The organism is Prevotella dentasini JCM 15908 (assembly GCF_000614065.1).
GTDB classification, from domain to species: Bacteria; Bacteroidota; Bacteroidia; order Bacteroidales; family Bacteroidaceae; genus Prevotella; species Prevotella dentasini.
The window spans coordinates 67,751-84,681 of sequence record NZ_BAKG01000006.1 but is presented as its reverse complement, the minus strand read 5'-3'; the positions used below and the strand labels follow the sequence as shown (position 1 = coordinate 84,681).

General features: G+C 49.6%; 15 protein-coding genes and 1 pseudogene. 3 read left to right on the top strand and 13 right to left on the bottom strand.

Annotation, left to right across the window (positions count from 1 at the left end):
• Positions 1 to 995: 995 nt before the first annotated feature.
• The 3 genes and pseudogenes from JCM15908_RS04445 to JCM15908_RS12275 form a co-directional block, all read right to left on the bottom strand.
• Complete coding sequence (locus JCM15908_RS04445; RefSeq protein ID WP_025002432.1) at positions 996 to 1,403, bottom strand: glycosyltransferase family 2 protein; 408 nt, start codon at positions 1,401 to 1,403, stop codon at positions 996 to 998.
• Positions 1,404 to 1,424: 21 nt separating this feature from the next.
• Positions 1,425 to 2,183: a glycosyltransferase family 32 protein gene (locus JCM15908_RS04440; protein ID WP_304621697.1), complete on the bottom strand. Its 759-nt coding sequence runs from the start codon at positions 2,181 to 2,183 to the stop codon at positions 1,425 to 1,427.
• 106 nt (positions 2,184 to 2,289) lie between these two features.
• Positions 2,290 to 3,434, bottom strand: a pseudogene (locus tag JCM15908_RS12275) (glycosyltransferase family 4 protein).
• Positions 3,435 to 3,475: 41 nt separating this feature from the next.
• On the opposite strand from JCM15908_RS12275, the gene JCM15908_RS04430 reads away from it, so the two are divergent.
• Positions 3,476 to 4,249, top strand: coding sequence for a glycosyltransferase family 2 protein (locus tag JCM15908_RS04430; RefSeq protein ID WP_025002430.1), 774 nt, complete (start codon positions 3,476 to 3,478; stop codon positions 4,247 to 4,249).
• 167 nt (positions 4,250 to 4,416) lie between these two features.
• Here JCM15908_RS04430 and JCM15908_RS15045 read toward each other — a convergent pair whose 3' ends face one another.
• From JCM15908_RS15045 to JCM15908_RS04400, 6 genes are all read right to left on the bottom strand, one after another.
• On the bottom strand, positions 4,417 to 4,614 hold the full coding sequence (locus JCM15908_RS15045; RefSeq protein WP_234396373.1) for a hypothetical protein: 198 nt from the start codon (positions 4,612 to 4,614) through the stop codon (positions 4,417 to 4,419).
• 132 nt (positions 4,615 to 4,746) lie between these two features.
• Entirely contained in the window at positions 4,747 to 5,274 is a 528-nt protein-coding gene (locus JCM15908_RS04425) for a PG0215 family putative anti-sigma factor (RefSeq protein ID WP_025002429.1), read from the bottom strand.
• A complete protein-coding gene (locus JCM15908_RS04420; RefSeq protein ID WP_025002428.1) occupies positions 5,240 to 5,737 on the bottom strand; it encodes a GFO_1088 family ECF-type sigma factor in 498 nt (165 codons plus the stop codon). Before JCM15908_RS04420 ends, JCM15908_RS04425 begins: the two co-directional genes overlap by 35 nt.
• Before the next feature lie 146 nt (positions 5,738 to 5,883).
• Positions 5,884 to 6,831 (bottom strand): GIN domain-containing protein, encoded by a 948-nt coding sequence (locus JCM15908_RS04415; RefSeq protein ID WP_025002427.1) that lies wholly within the window; start codon positions 6,829 to 6,831, stop codon positions 5,884 to 5,886.
• A 400-nt stretch (positions 6,832 to 7,231) separates the two neighbouring features.
• Complete coding sequence (locus tag JCM15908_RS04405) at positions 7,232 to 7,825, bottom strand: hypothetical protein (protein WP_025002425.1); 594 nt, start codon at positions 7,823 to 7,825, stop codon at positions 7,232 to 7,234.
• 126 nt (positions 7,826 to 7,951) lie between these two features.
• Positions 7,952 to 8,587, bottom strand: a complete 636-nt coding sequence (locus JCM15908_RS04400; protein ID WP_025002424.1) for a DUF4294 domain-containing protein — start codon at positions 8,585 to 8,587, stop codon at positions 7,952 to 7,954.
• 189 nt (positions 8,588 to 8,776) lie between these two features.
• Between JCM15908_RS04400 and JCM15908_RS15460 the strand changes: the two genes are divergently transcribed.
• Positions 8,777 to 8,998: a hypothetical protein gene (locus JCM15908_RS15460; protein ID WP_306303706.1), complete on the top strand. Its 222-nt coding sequence runs from the start codon at positions 8,777 to 8,779 to the stop codon at positions 8,996 to 8,998.
• Positions 8,977 to 10,767: a helix-hairpin-helix domain-containing protein gene (locus tag JCM15908_RS12270; RefSeq protein WP_306303705.1), complete on the top strand. Its 1,791-nt coding sequence runs from the start codon at positions 8,977 to 8,979 to the stop codon at positions 10,765 to 10,767. Before JCM15908_RS15460 ends, JCM15908_RS12270 begins: the two co-directional genes overlap by 22 nt.
• A gap of 162 nt (positions 10,768 to 10,929) precedes the next feature.
• On the opposite strand, the gene JCM15908_RS04385 is transcribed toward JCM15908_RS12270, so the two are convergent.
• The 4 genes from JCM15908_RS04385 to JCM15908_RS04370 all read right to left on the bottom strand — a co-directional run bounded on the left by JCM15908_RS04385 (position 10,930) and on the right by JCM15908_RS04370 (position 16,219).
• Complete coding sequence (locus JCM15908_RS04385) at positions 10,930 to 11,739, bottom strand: DUF3108 domain-containing protein (protein WP_025002422.1); 810 nt, start codon at positions 11,737 to 11,739, stop codon at positions 10,930 to 10,932.
• 895 nt (positions 11,740 to 12,634) lie between these two features.
• On the bottom strand, positions 12,635 to 13,627 hold the full coding sequence (locus JCM15908_RS04380; RefSeq protein ID WP_148295514.1) for a hypothetical protein: 993 nt from the start codon (positions 13,625 to 13,627) through the stop codon (positions 12,635 to 12,637).
• Positions 13,624 to 14,916 carry a leucine-rich repeat domain-containing protein gene (locus tag JCM15908_RS14065; RefSeq protein ID WP_084607822.1) on the bottom strand — a complete coding sequence of 431 codons (1,293 nt, stop codon included), beginning with the start codon at positions 14,914 to 14,916 and terminating at the stop codon, positions 13,624 to 13,626. Before JCM15908_RS14065 ends, JCM15908_RS04380 begins: the two co-directional genes overlap by 4 nt.
• 28 nt (positions 14,917 to 14,944) lie before the next feature.
• The gene (locus tag JCM15908_RS04370; RefSeq protein ID WP_025002419.1) at positions 14,945 to 16,219 is read right to left on the bottom strand and encodes an Omp28-related outer membrane protein; all 1,275 of its coding nucleotides are present in this window, start codon (positions 16,217 to 16,219) and stop codon (positions 14,945 to 14,947) included.
• Between the last annotated feature and the right edge of the window lie 712 nt (positions 16,220 to 16,931).

The window sequence follows — 16,931 nt, the reverse complement described above, 5'->3', positions numbered from 1 at the left end:
AAACAAAAGGAACGGCAAAATAAATAGCCTCTTTTCGGCTGTCTTTTGTCGAAAGAGTGGCCCGGCAGGGTAGGGGAAGGGGGGAAACAGGCTGAAAAGGAGACTGCCGTGGCCCCGGCTCTGCCTTACTTCGCGGAGGGGAGACGGCCGGGCGGCCTGCCTCAATGTTACGGCACGGGAAAGCCATCTATAATCTATTGATTGTCAGATATATAGAAATGAAGAAACGAAAGTGCCGCTTTCGCATGGCGAAAACGGCACTTTGACCTTGCGAAAGGGGCTTGCCCACACGGCCGGAACGGCACTTTCATTTTCTGATTCTGACCAGACCATGAAACGGATTTCAAAGTCCTATACCGTTTCCGAGCCTTGCACCGGCTGCCCCAACAGCTGTCCGGACACCTATTTGTATAAGTTGCGGCAGATGTTCTTGTTCTTCAGGCAGAACACCGTCGACTTCTCTGCTATGCTCTTGAACAGCTTCGGACTCTTCTTTATCAGCTTATAGCGCAGCAGGCACTTTGCCCCGAGGTGCCGGTAAGAGGAGCTGAGGTGGATTTTCTTCAGTTCCGACGAAATCTCACGGAGGAAATAAATCTTGAATCCCTTGCTGTAGGAAGAACGGGAAAGGTCCTTGGCCGCCTTGATGAGCATGCGCGTATAGATGCCGTTGACAGTTTCGGCGTCTTCGCGCAGCAGTCCCTTGTCGCTGATGAGGCGGTAACGCTCCATGGTAGCGTTGAGGAGGTCGATGTTGTTCTGCGCCGCGCGGCAGTGAAGGGTGCTCGCCGCCGACTGGCGATAGTGGTAGAGGGGAGTCCGAAGCCGCACGACGGTCTCTACGTGCGACATCCATTTGAACACCGTCGCATAGTCTTCGTAGGCCCGATAGTTGGAGAAAGACTCCTGCATGACCTCCTTCCGCACAAGCATAGACCAGAGATAGCACTTTATTTCGTCCTTGAAGGTGCGCAGCAGAGCCTCCTTTCTGTCCATCAGCTCCACCGAGTCGTCGCACTTTCCTTTCCTGACGGTTTGGTTGGCATACTCCTCGAAGAAGTCGCAGAGACGATGTCTGCCTGTCGTTCCCGTGCCGTGGCATGGAGAAGCTCCAGCCACCGGGGTTCCGTCCAGTCGTCGCTGTCGGCAAAGGCAACGTATTCGCCCCTTGCCATCGCCACGGCCTCGTTGCGGGCAGCGGCAGGTCCGCCGTTCGTTCTGTGTACTACGCGTATGCGCGGATTCTCCCGGGCATAGCGGTCGCAGATTTCGGGCGAGCCGTCCTTGCTTCCGTCGTCTATCAGGAGCAGCTCCCAGTCGGTGTAGGTTTGGCAGATTATCGATTCTATCAGGGTTTGCAGATAGTCTTCGCACTGGAAGACGGGAGTGATAATGCTAATCATCAGATTCTTTAAATTAAGTTTCTATTTTCCCGACCACCACTTTCTCAGCTTCTCCTTCAGGCTCGGATGCCAGCTGTGGGCGCAGTAGTGGATGGCGTAGGAGGCAGGGGTAACCTCGTGCCTGTTGCCTGCGAATATCTCGGAACGGTAAATCATCATGTTCTGTTCCAGTGGCTGGTCGCGGTCGAGATACTTGAATCCGTACTTCTCCATCACGCGCGCATAGATGTAGGGCGACAGGACGGTGGTGTTGAGACTTCCGTCCGGGTTGAGGAACTGGCGGTGCTCATAGTCTTCGAGCACGTCTTTCACAAACACGTTTCCGGCCTCCGCGCCCATCACGGCCGCCTGTATCTGTATGCCGGAAACGTATCCTTCCCTGATGCGGTTGCCGTTCTCGTCTATCATTGAGGCCGAGCCGTCGCGCTCAATCTGTATGGGATGATACTCCATGGAGGAGAAGAAGGAGTGGCTGAGAAACTCGTCGAAGGGCTTTACTACCTTTACGTCGGAGTCGAGATAGATGCCTCCCTCGGTGTAGAGGGCGTACATGCGGATGTAGTCGGCTGCAAAGGCCCACTTGCGCTGCCGGAACGCTTCCTGAACGTAGGCCGGGCTGCCGGCTATGTCGAAGTTTTCGGTATTCCATAGCTTTATCTCGTAGTCGGGAAGCACCTTTCGCCAGCTTTCCATACATTTCTTTATCTTGCCGGGATAGGGGTCGTTGCTCAACCAGCAGTAGTGAATTACCTTGGGAATCATATACTTTTGTGGGTTTATTTTTGTGTATTAAACGGGTTAAAGGGTCTTGCCGAAGATTGCGTTTGCACGTGTAGGCCGAATGAGGAGAATATTTTCACAGAACGATACTTAATAGTAAAATAGGTTATTTTACTTCATTCAACAACCTATTATAGCACTCCAATACATTTTTCGCAACGTTTCTGTTCTCGAAACGGGCGACGTAAGCAAGGCTTTTCGGCACTATCTCGGCCCGACGGCCGATGGCCTGCACGATGGCTGCCGCCATGTCGTCTGCGCTGTCGGGCGAGACGTAGAGACAATCCGGGCCTCCTGCCTCTTCGAGACAGCTGCCCGTGGCTGCCACGACGGGCAGTCCGCTCTGCACGGCTTCGATTATCGGGATGCCGAAACCCTCGTAACGGGAGGGGTAGACGAAGCACTCGGCCTGCTGATAGATGCCGGACAGGTCGGCGTTGGGGACTCCCTGAAGGAAGTGGACACGCCCCTTGAGACTGTCGCCGAGTGCTCTCTGGATAGTGTTTTGGTAATTTGTCTGTCGCCCGACTACCACCAAATGGAGGTCGGAAGGAAGCCGTCGCAGGGCCTTGATGGCAAGAAGGACATTCTTCCGCTCCTCCACCGTGCCCACATTGAGGATGTACCGGTCGGGCAGGGAGTAGCGTCGCCTCACCTCCTGCTTCGTTTCGTCGTCCGAACGCTGCCTGAAGCGCGTGTCGCAGCTTTGGTATATCACGTCGATGCGGTCTTCGGGGAAGTGTCCGTAGTGGAGAATGTCGTGCTTGGTACGCTCGCTTATGGCAATGATACGGTCGGCCTCGCGCAGCGTCTGGTAGAATTTGCGCTTGTAAATCTGTACGTCTATCCAGTTATAATACTCGGGATGGCGCATGAAAATAAGGTCGTGGATGGTTACAATGCCCCGTATGCCGGAGGCTTTCAGCCCGTGCGGCAGCTCGCCCGAGAGTCCGTGGAATATCTGTACGCCGTTCTCGCGCAGCACCTTACGATGCCGCGGCTGCGCCAAAGGTCGCGCTGAAAGCGGAAACGGAGATTCTCGGGATATACAAACCGCACATTCGCGCGCAGGGCAACCTGTTCCCGCAAATCGGCATGACCGCTGTCGGGAGCGAAGAGAAGCAGACGGTGGGACGAATCGGCCGAGGAAAGGTCGTTGACGAGGTTTCGTCCGTAGCTCCCCAAGCCCGTCCGGTTTCTCACAATCCGCTTGGCGTCGAATCCAATGGTAATTTCTTTTTCGGTTGCCATGTTGCAAAAATACGGAAAAATATCGTATCTTTGCCCATAAGATGGAAAAAAAAGACATATCGGTAGTAATCAATACCTACAACGCGGAGAAATTCCTGCAACGCGTACTCGACTCGGTCAGGGGCTTTGACGAAGTTGTAGTATGCGATATGGAAAGCACCGACCACACCGTGGAGATTGCCCGGCGCAACGGATGCAAGGTGGTAACGTTCCCGAACAACCACGTCTGTGCCGAACCGGCACGCACATTCGCCATTCAGAGCGCGCAGGGCAAGTGGGTACTGGTAGTCGATGCCGACGAACTGGTAACCCCGGAACTCAAAGACTACCTATACGGCAGGATAAACCGCCCTGACTGCCCCGAGGGACTGTACATTCCGCGCCGCAACCGCTTTATGAACATCATGAAGAAAGGCCTGCCGAAGGACTACCAGCTGCGCTTTTTCATCCGCGAGGGGACGGTATGGCCTCCCTATGTCCACACTTTCCCACAGGTGAAGGGGCGGACAGAGTATATCGACAACCATCTGAAGAACGTCGTTCTCGTCCATCTCATAGAGAATTACATAGACGACCGACTGGAGAAATACAACCGATACACTACCGGGGAAGTAGAGAAGAAGAAGGGAAAGCGGTACGGCGTGGGCGCGCTGCTGTTCCGCCCGTTCTGGCGTTTCTTCAAATCGTACTTCATGGATGGCGAGATTCGTAACGGCATCACGGGCTTCATAGACAGCGTGATGACGGGTTTCTACCAGTTTATCCTCGTTGCCAAGGTGATAGAACACCGTCTGAAAGAGAAAGACGAAAGGTAAACAAACGATAGACCAACTCCCGATAAGCCTGCTACGGCAGGCTTATCGGGAGTTTTTTCATTCCCTGCAAAGGGACGGCGAAGCCCCTGCCGTCTCTCCGAACTATCCCTTCGGCTGAACGATAACCGTTACCTTGGCGTAGTGGGAGAAGTTGGCGTTGATTCCCTTCAGCATATAGATGCGCAGTTGGCGGCTGTCTTCGCATACGAGAGTAATGACCCGGCTGCCGTAGGTGGCCTTGTCGGTCCAGCTGCCTGTCTTCTTCTCGCGCCTGAAGCTTCGTAGAAGTCGCCTCCCAATCCGTTCTGCATCTCCAAAGTCTTCACTACCTTCTCCACTTTCTTTGTTTTTGGATTGCGCTTCACCGCAGTTGTAAAGGTGGTCAGGTTGTTGGTAGAGACTTCGTTACCATCCTGTCGATGCTATTCTGCGCCTTTGCTCCCGCGAAACAGAGGAAGCAAAGCAACCATATCATTATATATCTTCTCATAGCAGGCCTAATCTTTTAACAATTGTTCCATTTCCGCCCTTTTCTGCGGACTGTCCATGCTCTCCAACACTTCCCTCTCGGCATCGGAGATTATGTCTTCCTGACCGATATTCTGCTCTATCCTGCGCGCATCGTCAAGAGTTGACTTTATCTGACGGCGTATCTGCCGGAGGTTGTCTATCCGTTTGCCATTGACAATCATATAGCTTCCCTCGTAGTTTTTGGCAAGAAGATGATTCTCATAGGCACGATAGCCCATGCCTACGCCCAAGACCAACAATGCCGAAGCAGCGATGCCGGCAATCCGACGAACCCACCTTCCACCCCGGGGCGACTGTCTGGGAACACGGACGGAAGCCATATCACCACTCAACAGCGGCAGCGCGGCATAGTCGCGGAACATCTCCCGATAGGGCAGAAACTCGCCGGCAATCCGCGCCTGACGGAAGAAGGCGTAGAGAGCGCGTTCTTCTTCCAAGGTCGTATCGCCGTCAAGGAACTTACTGATGAGCTTTCTTACTTCTTCTTTCTTCATTGTTGTAGCGTTTTAATACTTCTCTTCTTGCCCGGCTGAGGGCCTGTCTGACTGCCGCCTCGCTGCTTCCCGTGAGCAGGGCAATGTCGCGGAACTCCATTCCCTCTATGTGGCGCAGACGGATAATGGTCTGCTGGAGCGTCGGGAGGGCTGAAACGATGGCGAGTACGTGGCGGATGCGCTCCTGTCCGGCCTCGTCGATGCTTTCGTCAGTCAGCGGCAACAGCTCTACCGGCTCATGCGGATGCTGCCGGCGGAGGTAGTCTATGGCAAGATTGCGTGTCAGCACCATTGCTATCGGCCCAATCGGGAGGTTCAGCCGCGGGTGCATCTGCCAGAGACGGAGCAAGGCATCCTGCACGATGTCTTCGGCTGCATCGCTGTCTCTGACGTAGCGGACGGCCGTGGCAAGCATCTTTATTCGCTCGCAGGCGGCTTCTTGCTTAAATTCGGCTTCGGACACGGTGGATGAGAGATGGTGGATGAGAGGATGACGGGTGCCGGATACCGGGCGTTGATGGGCAGTGCCGACAATGAGCGAGGTTCAGATAATGGGGAAATAATGACTCATTCAAATCACTGCCACCACACACCCGTCATCCGATACCTTTAATAATTATTGAGCTTCGAGGTGTCTACCTTGCTCACTCCCGACGAATCGATGTTCACATTGTCGGCATGTCCCTGAAGGACTACGTCGCCTACGCCTGCATTGGAGGCCGAGACGCTGTTGCAGTCGAGCTTGCCCACGATGTTGCCTATGCCCGTATTCTCTATGGAAAGGTCGCCCTCGTTGAAATTGAAGTTCATACCGCCCTGTCCGCTGTTATCCATGACGAGCTTCCCGGAGGTTATCTGCGCCTTGAGATTGCAGAGGCCGCTGTTCTCTATCCGCGTGTCCACGCCCCTGTAAGTAAGGTTGACACGGGCTTGTCCGCCGTTCTCAAACTTCAGGCTCGTGCCGTCGGCCGTCAGTTCGAGCTGGCAAATTCCGGTATTGTCTATCTTTATCTTATTGGCATCGGCCTTTCCTTTTAACGATGTCTGCCCGGAGTTTACCATACTAAGCGTTCCTGCCGAGATAGTACCGATATTGATTGTAACTAATCCCGTGCAGTCGAGGAGGAGACTGCGGCTCTCCACCTTGTCCGCCTCAAATGTTACGATACCGCTTACGCTCACTTCGCTGATTTCCGGGGCGGTAATGAATACTTCAAACTCGTGTTCTTTGCCCTTGTGATAGCCCGTATTGATTGTTCTTATCGTCAGTTTTCCGCCCGATACGGTTGCACTCACGTTATCAAGTGTCTTCCCATCTCCCTCCAGACGAACCCTACAGGTAGTGCCCTGAACGAAATGGACGCGGCAATAGCTTGTCAAATCCATCTTGGAAAACTCGCCGACATTGACATTTCTCACCGTTTTCCTTCCGCCCTTGGCAGCATCGCTCTCGTAGGCAACCGGGGCGGAAACATTATTCTCTACTTCTCGCTTGGCGGCACAGCTGGTCAGGATGGCTGCCACTGCGATGCCGAATAACAGGATTCTCTTCATCATATTTTCATTTTTACAGTTCGTTTCTACATGTAATACGCAATAGAAGCAAGATTGTGACAGAACAATAGCGAATTTTTTTCATTCCGGTTTCCCTGCCGAGTGCTGGCAGCCTTCTATTCTACGCCATTTCGCATACCCGGAAATATATTTACACCGTCCCGATTTTTCATTTCCGTTTCACCATTTGCCAGCGTTCGTAACGGCAGGTGTATCACTCTGTCTGCCAGATGGTTACCAATCAGCATAAAAAAGTGGCACTTCCGTTGTGCGAAAGTGCCACTTTGGCTGAGTCGGAACGGCACTTTCATTGCATCAGAGTGCCGCTTTCGCCCTGCCGGAAAGCCTGTCTGAAAATATCATCCTTTTGTTTCAACGAAATTGTTTTACAGACAAGACTATTCTAAAATGCCTTTCCGAAGCTGATGTAGGGGGCAAGCATCACCGAGTGTGCACTTTGACGGGCATTGCCCAACGTTGCTGCCGTGGTGAGACCGATGCGGAACTGAAATCCCTTGGTAGCGGTATGGCGGTAGCCTACGTTGAAATAGGCAAACGAGCTGAAGTTGTTTTCAGAACTGCTGTAGACCTTTTCCTGATAAGTATCGGGGAGACCGCTGACAGGCTCGTAATATCCCACCCTGTGATGGTCGTTATACAATCCGAGGTTAACGCCGAGGCCCAGTTCCAGCTTGCTCTTTTTCTTGCCTGCAAGGTAGTTGGCCTCCAAGGGGAAAGAGTAGACACGGGTAGACTGGGTATCGCCAAAGAACCAGTTGGATTGTGAATATCCGAAACCGAATCCGGCACGGAATCCGAACGGAGAACCTTTCTTCAGCCGTGCATCGTAGCTGACTCCGATGCCGTTGCTGGGTCCTAACAATTCCAAATAGATGCTTTTCTCGCGCGGTTTCTCTTCCTGTGCGGAAGCAGTCAGCGTCCCTGTCAGCAGGAGTAAGCCTGCAAGGGCGGCCGTTTTCTTGTTAAAGTTCATCATTTCATTTGCTCTTAAGTTTATAATCAGGTACAAAGATATTTATTTTGTGGGGAAACGGCAAACGGGAAAACATTTTTTTATTTTCCGGCACCTCCGTTTCCAAACTTCATTTTCCCTTGCAGGCACTTACAGCTGTCCGGCCTCAACCTGCAATACAATCCGTTCTACGAGGCGGTCGGCTCCCTCCGGCTCGTAGCGTTTCTTAAGACTGGCACCAAATACCCACGCAAAGGCCTGATAGAATCCGGCACGCACCGGTCCGAGAAAAGCCTGTATAAGTTCGTAACCCGTCGAGTTGGTTTCGCGGTCAATGAGCTTTATGAGCAGTTTTCCTTGGCTATAGCTTAGCTTTTTCATCCTTGGCTTATACTGTTCCATCAGTCCTTTCTCCACGCGCTTGAGATGTTCGCTGCGCTCTTTCTTCGTGGGAATGGTCTCAAGGTAGGAATAAGTCTCTACAATTATCTGGTTACACTCCTTTGCCATCGGCAGTACCTTCTTTATATTGTAAACCAACCGATTGTAGGCCTGACGTTGTTTGTCGTTCTTAAACTCCATGGGCGGAAACACATATATCTTGTTCGTGCGGACATACTGGATGCTGTCCGCCCCGACTTTGGCTTTTCCGATATGCACCATCGGCACAAACGTAGGCGAATCCATATCCACCACCCTGTCCTCGGGATTGATATGGTCTTGCGGCATGGCTGGCACCGACAACGAAAGGCAGCCCAACAGGAGTATAATAACCTTCTTTCTCATACGCTGGCAAAAGTAACCAATATTTCCGAACCACATTTCTTTTTTAATAATAATTTGAGTTTCGGCTTGCTTTTATAGTAGAGTTGGAGTATATTTGCAGTTGAATTAATGCAGAGATATAAGACAATATTTTCCCAACTCTGTACCATATATATAACTATATTATCTAATTTCATTAAACATTACTATATGAAAACCGTCTGGCTGATGCTTCTTCTCTGTATGGCTTCTTTCACCCTCCACGCCCAAAACACCCATCCGTGGGAACAATACTACGACGAACTCAGCACCGCAGAAGATGAAACGGAGGAGCAAAGGGAAGAAAACTTAGAGCTGCTGACCCAGTTGGCGGAACATCCGATAGACATTAACACCGCCACACGGAAGATTTGGAACAGATTCCCTTCCTGACCGATATACAGATTGAGGATATTCTCGCCTACATCTATCAGTATCACGGCATGAGAACCTTGAATGAACTCTTCCTTATTTCCTCCATTGAATATACGACACACCAATTGCTCCGTTACTTCGTACGACTTTCTCCCATCAATGAGACGCAGCGGTTCAGCCTCAACAACGCACTGAAATATGGAAAGCACACCCTGCTGCTGACCGCCAAGCTCCCTATGTATGAGCGGCATGGCGACCGCAACGGCTATCTCGGCTATAAATATACACACTCTCTTAGGTATGACTTCCATTATGGGAACTATCTGAAAGCCGGAATAGTAGGAGCGCAACAGGCAGGAGAACCCTTTCTTGCCAACAAAAATTCAATGGGGTACGACCATTACAGCCTTTACTTTATTGCAAGGAAGCTCGGCAGACTGAAGACTCTTGCCATAGGGCACTACCGTGTACGCATAGGCGAGGGACTGGTCATAAACAATGACTTCGGCTTTGGAAAGCTCGCATCGCTTTATTCCCTTGGAAAGACGGGCAACATGATTCGTGCCCACGCGTCGCGCTCGGCTTCCAACTATCTTCAGGGAGCTGCAGCCACCCTATCGGTGGCACGACATCTTGATCTGTCTGCCTTTGTTTCATACCGCCGTCTTGATGCCACGCTCAACAGCAACGGCACTGTCAGAACACTGCTACAATCAGAGTATCACCGCACAAAGACGGAAATGACAAAGAAGAACAATACTTCACAGACTACAGCAGGCGGAAACCTGCACTGGAAATACCAAGGACTGCATATCGGAGCAACAGGACTATACACCCGTTTCAACCGTCCGCTGGCTCCGCCCACGCAGCAGGTTTACCGAAAATACGACCCCGAAGGCACGGATTTCTGGAATCTGAGCCTTGACTATGGCTATGTCCATCCCCGGTTTTCGTTCAACGGCGAGACGGCAACGGGCGACTGCGGAAGCGTGGCCACCCTGAACAACCTTCGGGTAAAGCTCTCCCGGCAACTCTCCTTCGTCGCCATACAACGTTACTACGGCTACAAGTATCATTCGCTATTCTCTAACGGATTCAGCGAAGGAGGACATATTCAGAACGAGAGCGGACTACTCATAGGCGGAAACTGGCAGACAGGCAAATACCTATCGCTACTGGCTTATGCAGACTATGCCTATTTCTCCCATCCGCGCTACCGTGTCAACCGCGCCAGCCACGTCTGGGATTATCTCGGCTCGGCTGTCTACACCCGCGGAAACTGCACCGTCTCTGCCCGATACCGGCTAAAGATAGGCGAGGCCAACGGAGAATCAGCCGGCCGGCTCATCAACGACATCACTCAGCGTGCCCGCCTATCCTTTGCCTATACGACTGACAGATGGAGCAGCAAGACACAGATAGACTTCTCAAAAAATCAATATAAAACCTCCAGTACGGGCTATATGCTGAGCGAAAACGCCTCCTTCTGCCTTTTTCCATGGCTCAACCTGACGGCCACTGCCGCCTACTTCCATACCGGCAGCTACGCCTCGCGCATCTATTCTTACGAGCGAGGCCCACTCTATTCATTCTCTTTTCCTGTCTATTACGGCAAGGGAATCCGCTATGCCCTTTTCCTCCGTTCCGACATCTCGCAACAATGGATGATTATAGCCAAATGTTCCACCACCAATTATCTTGACCGCGACCATATTTCATCGGGGCTACAGCAAATAGCCCGCTCTGTCATGACAGACTTGGAAATACAGATTCGGATTAAGATATAGAAGACACAGACTTTCCCCGGACCTTCCCAGTAGGGGAGGGAAGGCCTCGCGGAATATAAGAATATGGTAACCGTGAGATTTGAATACAGTCCCTCTCACAGATGAAAAAGTAATTTCTTCCCTTCCTGCCGAGGAAAATCAGGGTAGGGCGGTTCCTCCCTCCTACTTCAATTGTGAAGTAATCTTATTGCTAATTCCCTTCATCGAAACAAGGTAAGCCTTGGCAGAACCAAACTTCAGACGCATGTCCAGACGGATGGGGATATGGTTTTGGTCGTCGGTAACGTAGAAACTGGCTACATTGCGCCACTTTCCCTTTTCGTATTCAAGGTATGACAGCTCCAGACAACGGTATCTACAGCCGTTGTCCGCCTTGATATTCGTCTTGCCATTGTAGACTATCCGTGCAGGATTCTTGCTGTTGCCGTCTACAATAGGGAAGTTCACCACCTGCCCCTTCTTCCAGCTCTCGGGATTAAAGCTCCGCGCCCGAAGGAAGATACTCATCATGTCGTACACACAATCTTCATAGGTATGCTCCTGCCACTGGTGTTTTCCGTCGTTGTCTATGCGATGCTGGCGCACGTGGCACTTGCCGTTGGGATAGCTGTAGAATACTTCGTCCACCGTATATCGCTTTCCTTCGCGTGCCCCTTTGCGGAAATAGAGCGGTGCCATCTGCTTGGAGTCGTAGCAGAGCAGCGTGTCGCGCAGGACGAAGTAGTCGTCGAGCTTTCCGTTTCCACGCGTAGTCAGCGAGGCGCGGTAGGCAGGTATGCCACGATAGGTGGAGGAAATGGTATACCACGAGGCCGTCCCTGCCTTCACCCAGATAAACTTCCAGTTATAGTAAAGGTTATATGTCAGGTATTCCCCACTCCCGAAGGCTGTGTTGCGGAATGTACATTGTGCCGCCATTCCGATGGAAAAAAACGTCAGAAGTGCTATCAGGTAAATCTTGAAGTGTCTCATCTTGTTCAGTTTTTGCTTGTTGTAACATTATATTCTTATTCCTTTCTTTTTAAGAAGAAAAAAGAATGATTTAGTATGATAGGCTGTGGATACGTGCAAAGATTTCCGTCTGATTTCTTGGCAGAATGTTTATCAACTTGTGAAAGTAAGTTATCAACAAGTTGTTGTTTCTGTTTTATTCTGATTTTCAGTATCTATTGGCAGTTTTCCACAATTCTGTCAAACGGTGCAAAGATAATAAGTTTATATCTTTTTCCGTGTATTTGGTGTGTAAAACTTCCCTAAAAGGGACTTAACAACCGTATGGATATCCACTTATTGCTGCTTTTCCGATTTCTGATGTGGATAAACTCATAGTTATTAGACGACTTTTGAGAAAGTTTTCCATATAGTTATCAACAGGTTTATCCACAATCCGCATGATATCGGACCATATTCTCGTTACGATTGTCTTTACTTGCCGAATAGACGGTCTTCCAAATATAGACTAATGTTTTCCATTCATTGTAGGCAGCATACGATTGAGAAGAGAAAATCTTAACAAAACAGCCAAAAAATGAAAGTGCCGTTTCCATTAAATGAAAGTGGCGTTTTCGCATGATGAAAACGCCACTTTCACCATGCGAAACGGGCTTGTTCGCAATATGGGGCAAACATGGGGGCATATACAGAACGAAACGCAGGCATCGTGACAGATGGGAGATTTGTTCCTATGCGTTGCTTTATTTTCCTGCAATCTTGTGATATAGTGGTATATAGGGAATATGCAGGAACATGCGGAGGTGTATTTCTGAATAAGAATTTGCAGGTTTTAAGGTTTGGATACTTAAAACCTGCAAATATGAAGAATGTTCAATGACGGTATTATGGCTGAATATCCGTCATGAAGAACTGGTTATTTAACGGATATTTTCTTTCCGTTGACAATGTAGATTCCCTTGGCAAGACCATTCAGAGATGTTCCGGCATATTGTCCGCTGATGGTGTATATCTTGTTGTCTGCCTTGGCACTATTGTCTGTAATGTTCTTGATGGCCGTAGGAGTATCCAATACCAGCTTCACTTCAGAGCCATACCATATTTCAGGAACAGCCACGAATGATGTGAATCCCGGCACATAGTAGTTTTCAATGCCCTTCTCCGGCACGATGGCGAGCGTTCCGTCCTCGTTGAGCACATAGACACCGCTTCCCCACACATCCGTCTTGTTGAAGGTGGACATGAAGAATGCCTGATTCGGTTCGTCTCCTATGATGACTTCTACACCCACGCAGGCTTCAATCTTTACGTTTTCGAAGTTCATCACATCGGTATTGACGGACGGTTTAATGAAGTAAGCCTTTCCCGGCTCCATTGCTTCCGCCTTCTTCATGACGATGGATTTCTCCTCTTCACCCTTCGATACGTCTCCGAGACGGTCGGGTTCCATGAGTACCGCTTCCTCTCCGAAGTATTTCTTTACCTGTTCTCCGTTGAGTGCGAATGGCAGACTCAATGCCTGCCATTTGCCGGCTTTGAGCTTTCGTGTGAGCTTGACGTTTGCTTCTTTTACTCCGTTCTCATAGAGAGTGAGCGTATTGTTCTCGTTCTCTTCGTCCAGTACGAGTGTGTTCATGGGTTCTTCGGCTTCCAGTATCAGCTTCACTTCAGAGCCATACCATATTTCGGGAACAGCCACGAATGATGTGAATCCCGGTACATAGTAGTTTTCGATTCCCTTCTCCGGCACGATGGCGAGCGTTCCGTCCTCGTTGAGCACATAGACACCGCTTCCCCACACGTCCGTCTTGTTGAAGGTGGACATGAAGAATGCCTGATTCGGTTCGTCTCCTATGATGACTTCTACACCCACGCAGGCCTCAATCTTTACGTTCTCGAAGTTCATCACATCGGTATTGAGGGACGGTTTAATGAAGTAAGCCTTTCCCGCTCCATTGCTTCCGCCTTCTTCATGACGATGGATTTCTCCTCTTCACCCTTCGATACGTCTCCGAGACGGTCGGGTTCCATGAGTACCGCTTCCTCTCCGAAGTATTTCTTCACCTGTTCTCCGTTGAGTGCGAATGGCAGACTCAATGCCTGCCATTTGCCGGCTTTGAGCTTTCGTGTGAGCTTGACGTTGGCTTCCTTTACTCCGTTCTCATAGAGAGTGAGCGTATTGTTCTCGTTTTCTTCATCCAGTACCAATACGTCTGCGGCTGGCTCGGTTTCCTCGATGTTGGCGAACGCACCAAAGGTATAGTTCGCCCGATAGATTTCAAACGCACCTTTTGGTACATAGAGCTTGCAATTGTTCACATCCACATTTAGAAAGACTCCATCCTCGCACACTGGAGGAGTCATTGCCTTGCAATAAATATTCTGAAGCATTTCATCGTTGGCGAACGTATTTTTTCCGATAAACTTGATAGAGTCCGGCAAAATCAGCTTAGTGGCATTTTTGCATAGCATAAATGCGCCCATGCCGATGTTTTCTACTTTGGATGGAATGTTGATTTCTTCTAAGCCTTCACAACCGAGGAAGGCCATGTCCTTGATGGTCAGCAATGTGCTTGGAAGCACAACGCTCTTCAGACCTTTGCATCCAGAGAAGGTGCGTTTGTCTATTTCAGTAATACCTTCAGGAATAATCATCCCTGTGAGAGCCGAACAGGATGCGAACGCACCGTTACCTATCTTGGAGACTGTGGCCGGAAGGTTGAGTTCTTTCAGCTTGTAGATTCCAAAAAAAGCGTTGTTACCGATTTCCTTGATTGTTTCCGGAAGAATCAAAGTGTCGAGACGAGAGCAGTCGCTGAACATCATGTCTCCTACCTTATCGTCCTCTAAATAGAAGACATCGCCCGTTCCACCGTAGTCTACGTCTTCGTAATAGGCTGAACCACCTGCAACGATTTTGGCTTTTGACAAGTCAAGTTTGTGGAGCATACCGTTTTGGTCGTCGTAGAAGGCGGGAGCACACAATTGGCGGATTACTACCATGTCCGTTCCGTTAATTTCTCCCTGAATGGTAAGGCCTGTAATGGTCTTTGGGTCATGAGGTGCCAAGACCTCGCTCAGATGTCCTGCCGTACAGGTAACTTCGACATCGTTGATTACAATGTCGTCATCTTCTTGTGCGAACGATGCGAATGGCCATGCCATCATCATCATCATCAATGCTAAAAACTGCTTCATACTTGTAATCTTTTGGCATTATTAAAGTTTACTTATTCACTTTCTTGACGGTGGTTCCGTCAGAATATTTCACGATATAGACACCACTCGGGACTTTATTCAGCTTTACGCCGGTTATAGAATATATCCCTGTTACGTGCACTTCTGCATTGTCAGCGACTGAATGTCCGATGGCAGTTGTAGGAATCAAGCTGCCTGCTTCCATCTGTGCGGTATTGACAATCCTGTTATTCTCCCGGTCGATGAGCATAGCCACCACTTTCAGATTCTTCTTGTTTTGAATAGTGGTGATGGCAGACAAGTTGAGGCTTTGCCTGTGAGTCTGTTTCGCTCCGGCCACAAGAGGTGCCTGAATACTTTCGTCGTATCCTTTACTTGTTCTCCATCCTCCCATAGCTACGTGGTTGTAGACCATGTCCTTGATGATTCTTTCACCTTTGTAGAACTCCTTGAAGTCGTCGTCAAATGAAAATTCCAAATCGTCCATCAGATTGTTTTTCTGCCACCAGTCTTTCGTGGTTCCTGTGAGACTGTCTTCTACGACGGCGTATCCCAGTGCATAAGGTGCCTCGTCCCTATTATATTGGAAGATGACATCCGTAGCAATGTCTATTTGCTGCAAATCGTCGCTCCAGTTCAGCTCCGAGATTTCGACAGAGGCTTCTGCCTGTTGGTTGAGACAGGTTTCTACAATGTCTTTCATGCCGAAACCGCCATACTCCTGTCCCCAGTAAGGATCACCGTCGCGCCATCTGTCAACCATAGAATAAGGAACGCCTTCGACTTTCTTGATAAGGGCATTATATCCGCTGCACGACATGATGTCGTCCAAATGGATGGCAATGCCGATGAAGCGATCCTGAAACAGATTTTGAAGCTTTCTCATGGCTACAATGCCCCGTGGGCAGTTGATGCACCATGTAGCCGTAAACTCTTCCATCAGTACTCTGTGCTGAGACGGCTGGGCCACAGTGATAATCCGGCCCTTTGAAGTAGCCTTATCTTCGTCTGCCTCGTTGGGAAGACCGTTTACCTTAACTATCTTCAGCTCATTTGCTTGTATGCGGGTTTCTGTTCCTGCTGTGGCAGGGAGGTTCAGCATAGTCGACTTAGCTCCTTGAGGAATACAGATGAGCGAAGCGGGAATATCGTAATGATACTCCTTGGTTTCTCCTGTTTCCGGGCAGGTAATCACGTAGTCTATGTTGCGAATGTCGGCAGAACCCACGTTGCTAACCAATACGGGCATTTGAGCTGTGGTTCCTTTCAGGGCCACAAAGATGGAGTAATCTTTAATTTCCATTGCGTTGGTTTGTGCGTATAAACAGGCAGATGACAACCACGCAATCAGTAGGCAGTAAATTTGTTTCATCTCTTAGGTTGTTATGTAGTAATATGTTTTCACTGGCAAAAATATTAAAAATTTGCCTAAAATAATATTGATTTGATAGTTATTCTTGTTTAATTTAGATTTTTTAATAGAGAAACGGTTATATTTCCTTACTTTTTTCTTGAGACTATTCTGCTTTGAAAAGTATTTTCTTCTAAACGATTTAAAGATATTCAATAAGGCGTCTATCAGACCAAACGACAGAGAAATTCAGGCCGATTCCCCAAAATGTCAGGGTGTAAATCAGTAGTGGGGACAGCCGCCATGTCTGGCTGAAAGCGAGTGGAAAGCGTATATGCGGAGAGAGACAGGCGCATGCGGACAGACACAGGGGCTGTCCCTGAAAGAGAAAAAATTGTTATGAGATAAGGAAATCTATAATTTGAAAATAAAGCGTGCTGTCATCGTTTAAGCACAATGGCAGGCGTTCTGTCCCTACAGGCAGTGGTCTTTTCTGCAAACTGTTGAGTTCGTGAAATGAAAGTGCCGTTTCCGCGAAACGAAAGTGGCGTTTTCATCATGCGAAAACGCCACTTTCACCATGCGAAACGGGCTTGTTCGCAATATGGGCATGGGGAAGCCGGGCTGCCGTCTGTTTTTTTGAAATAACCCAACGTGGGAATAC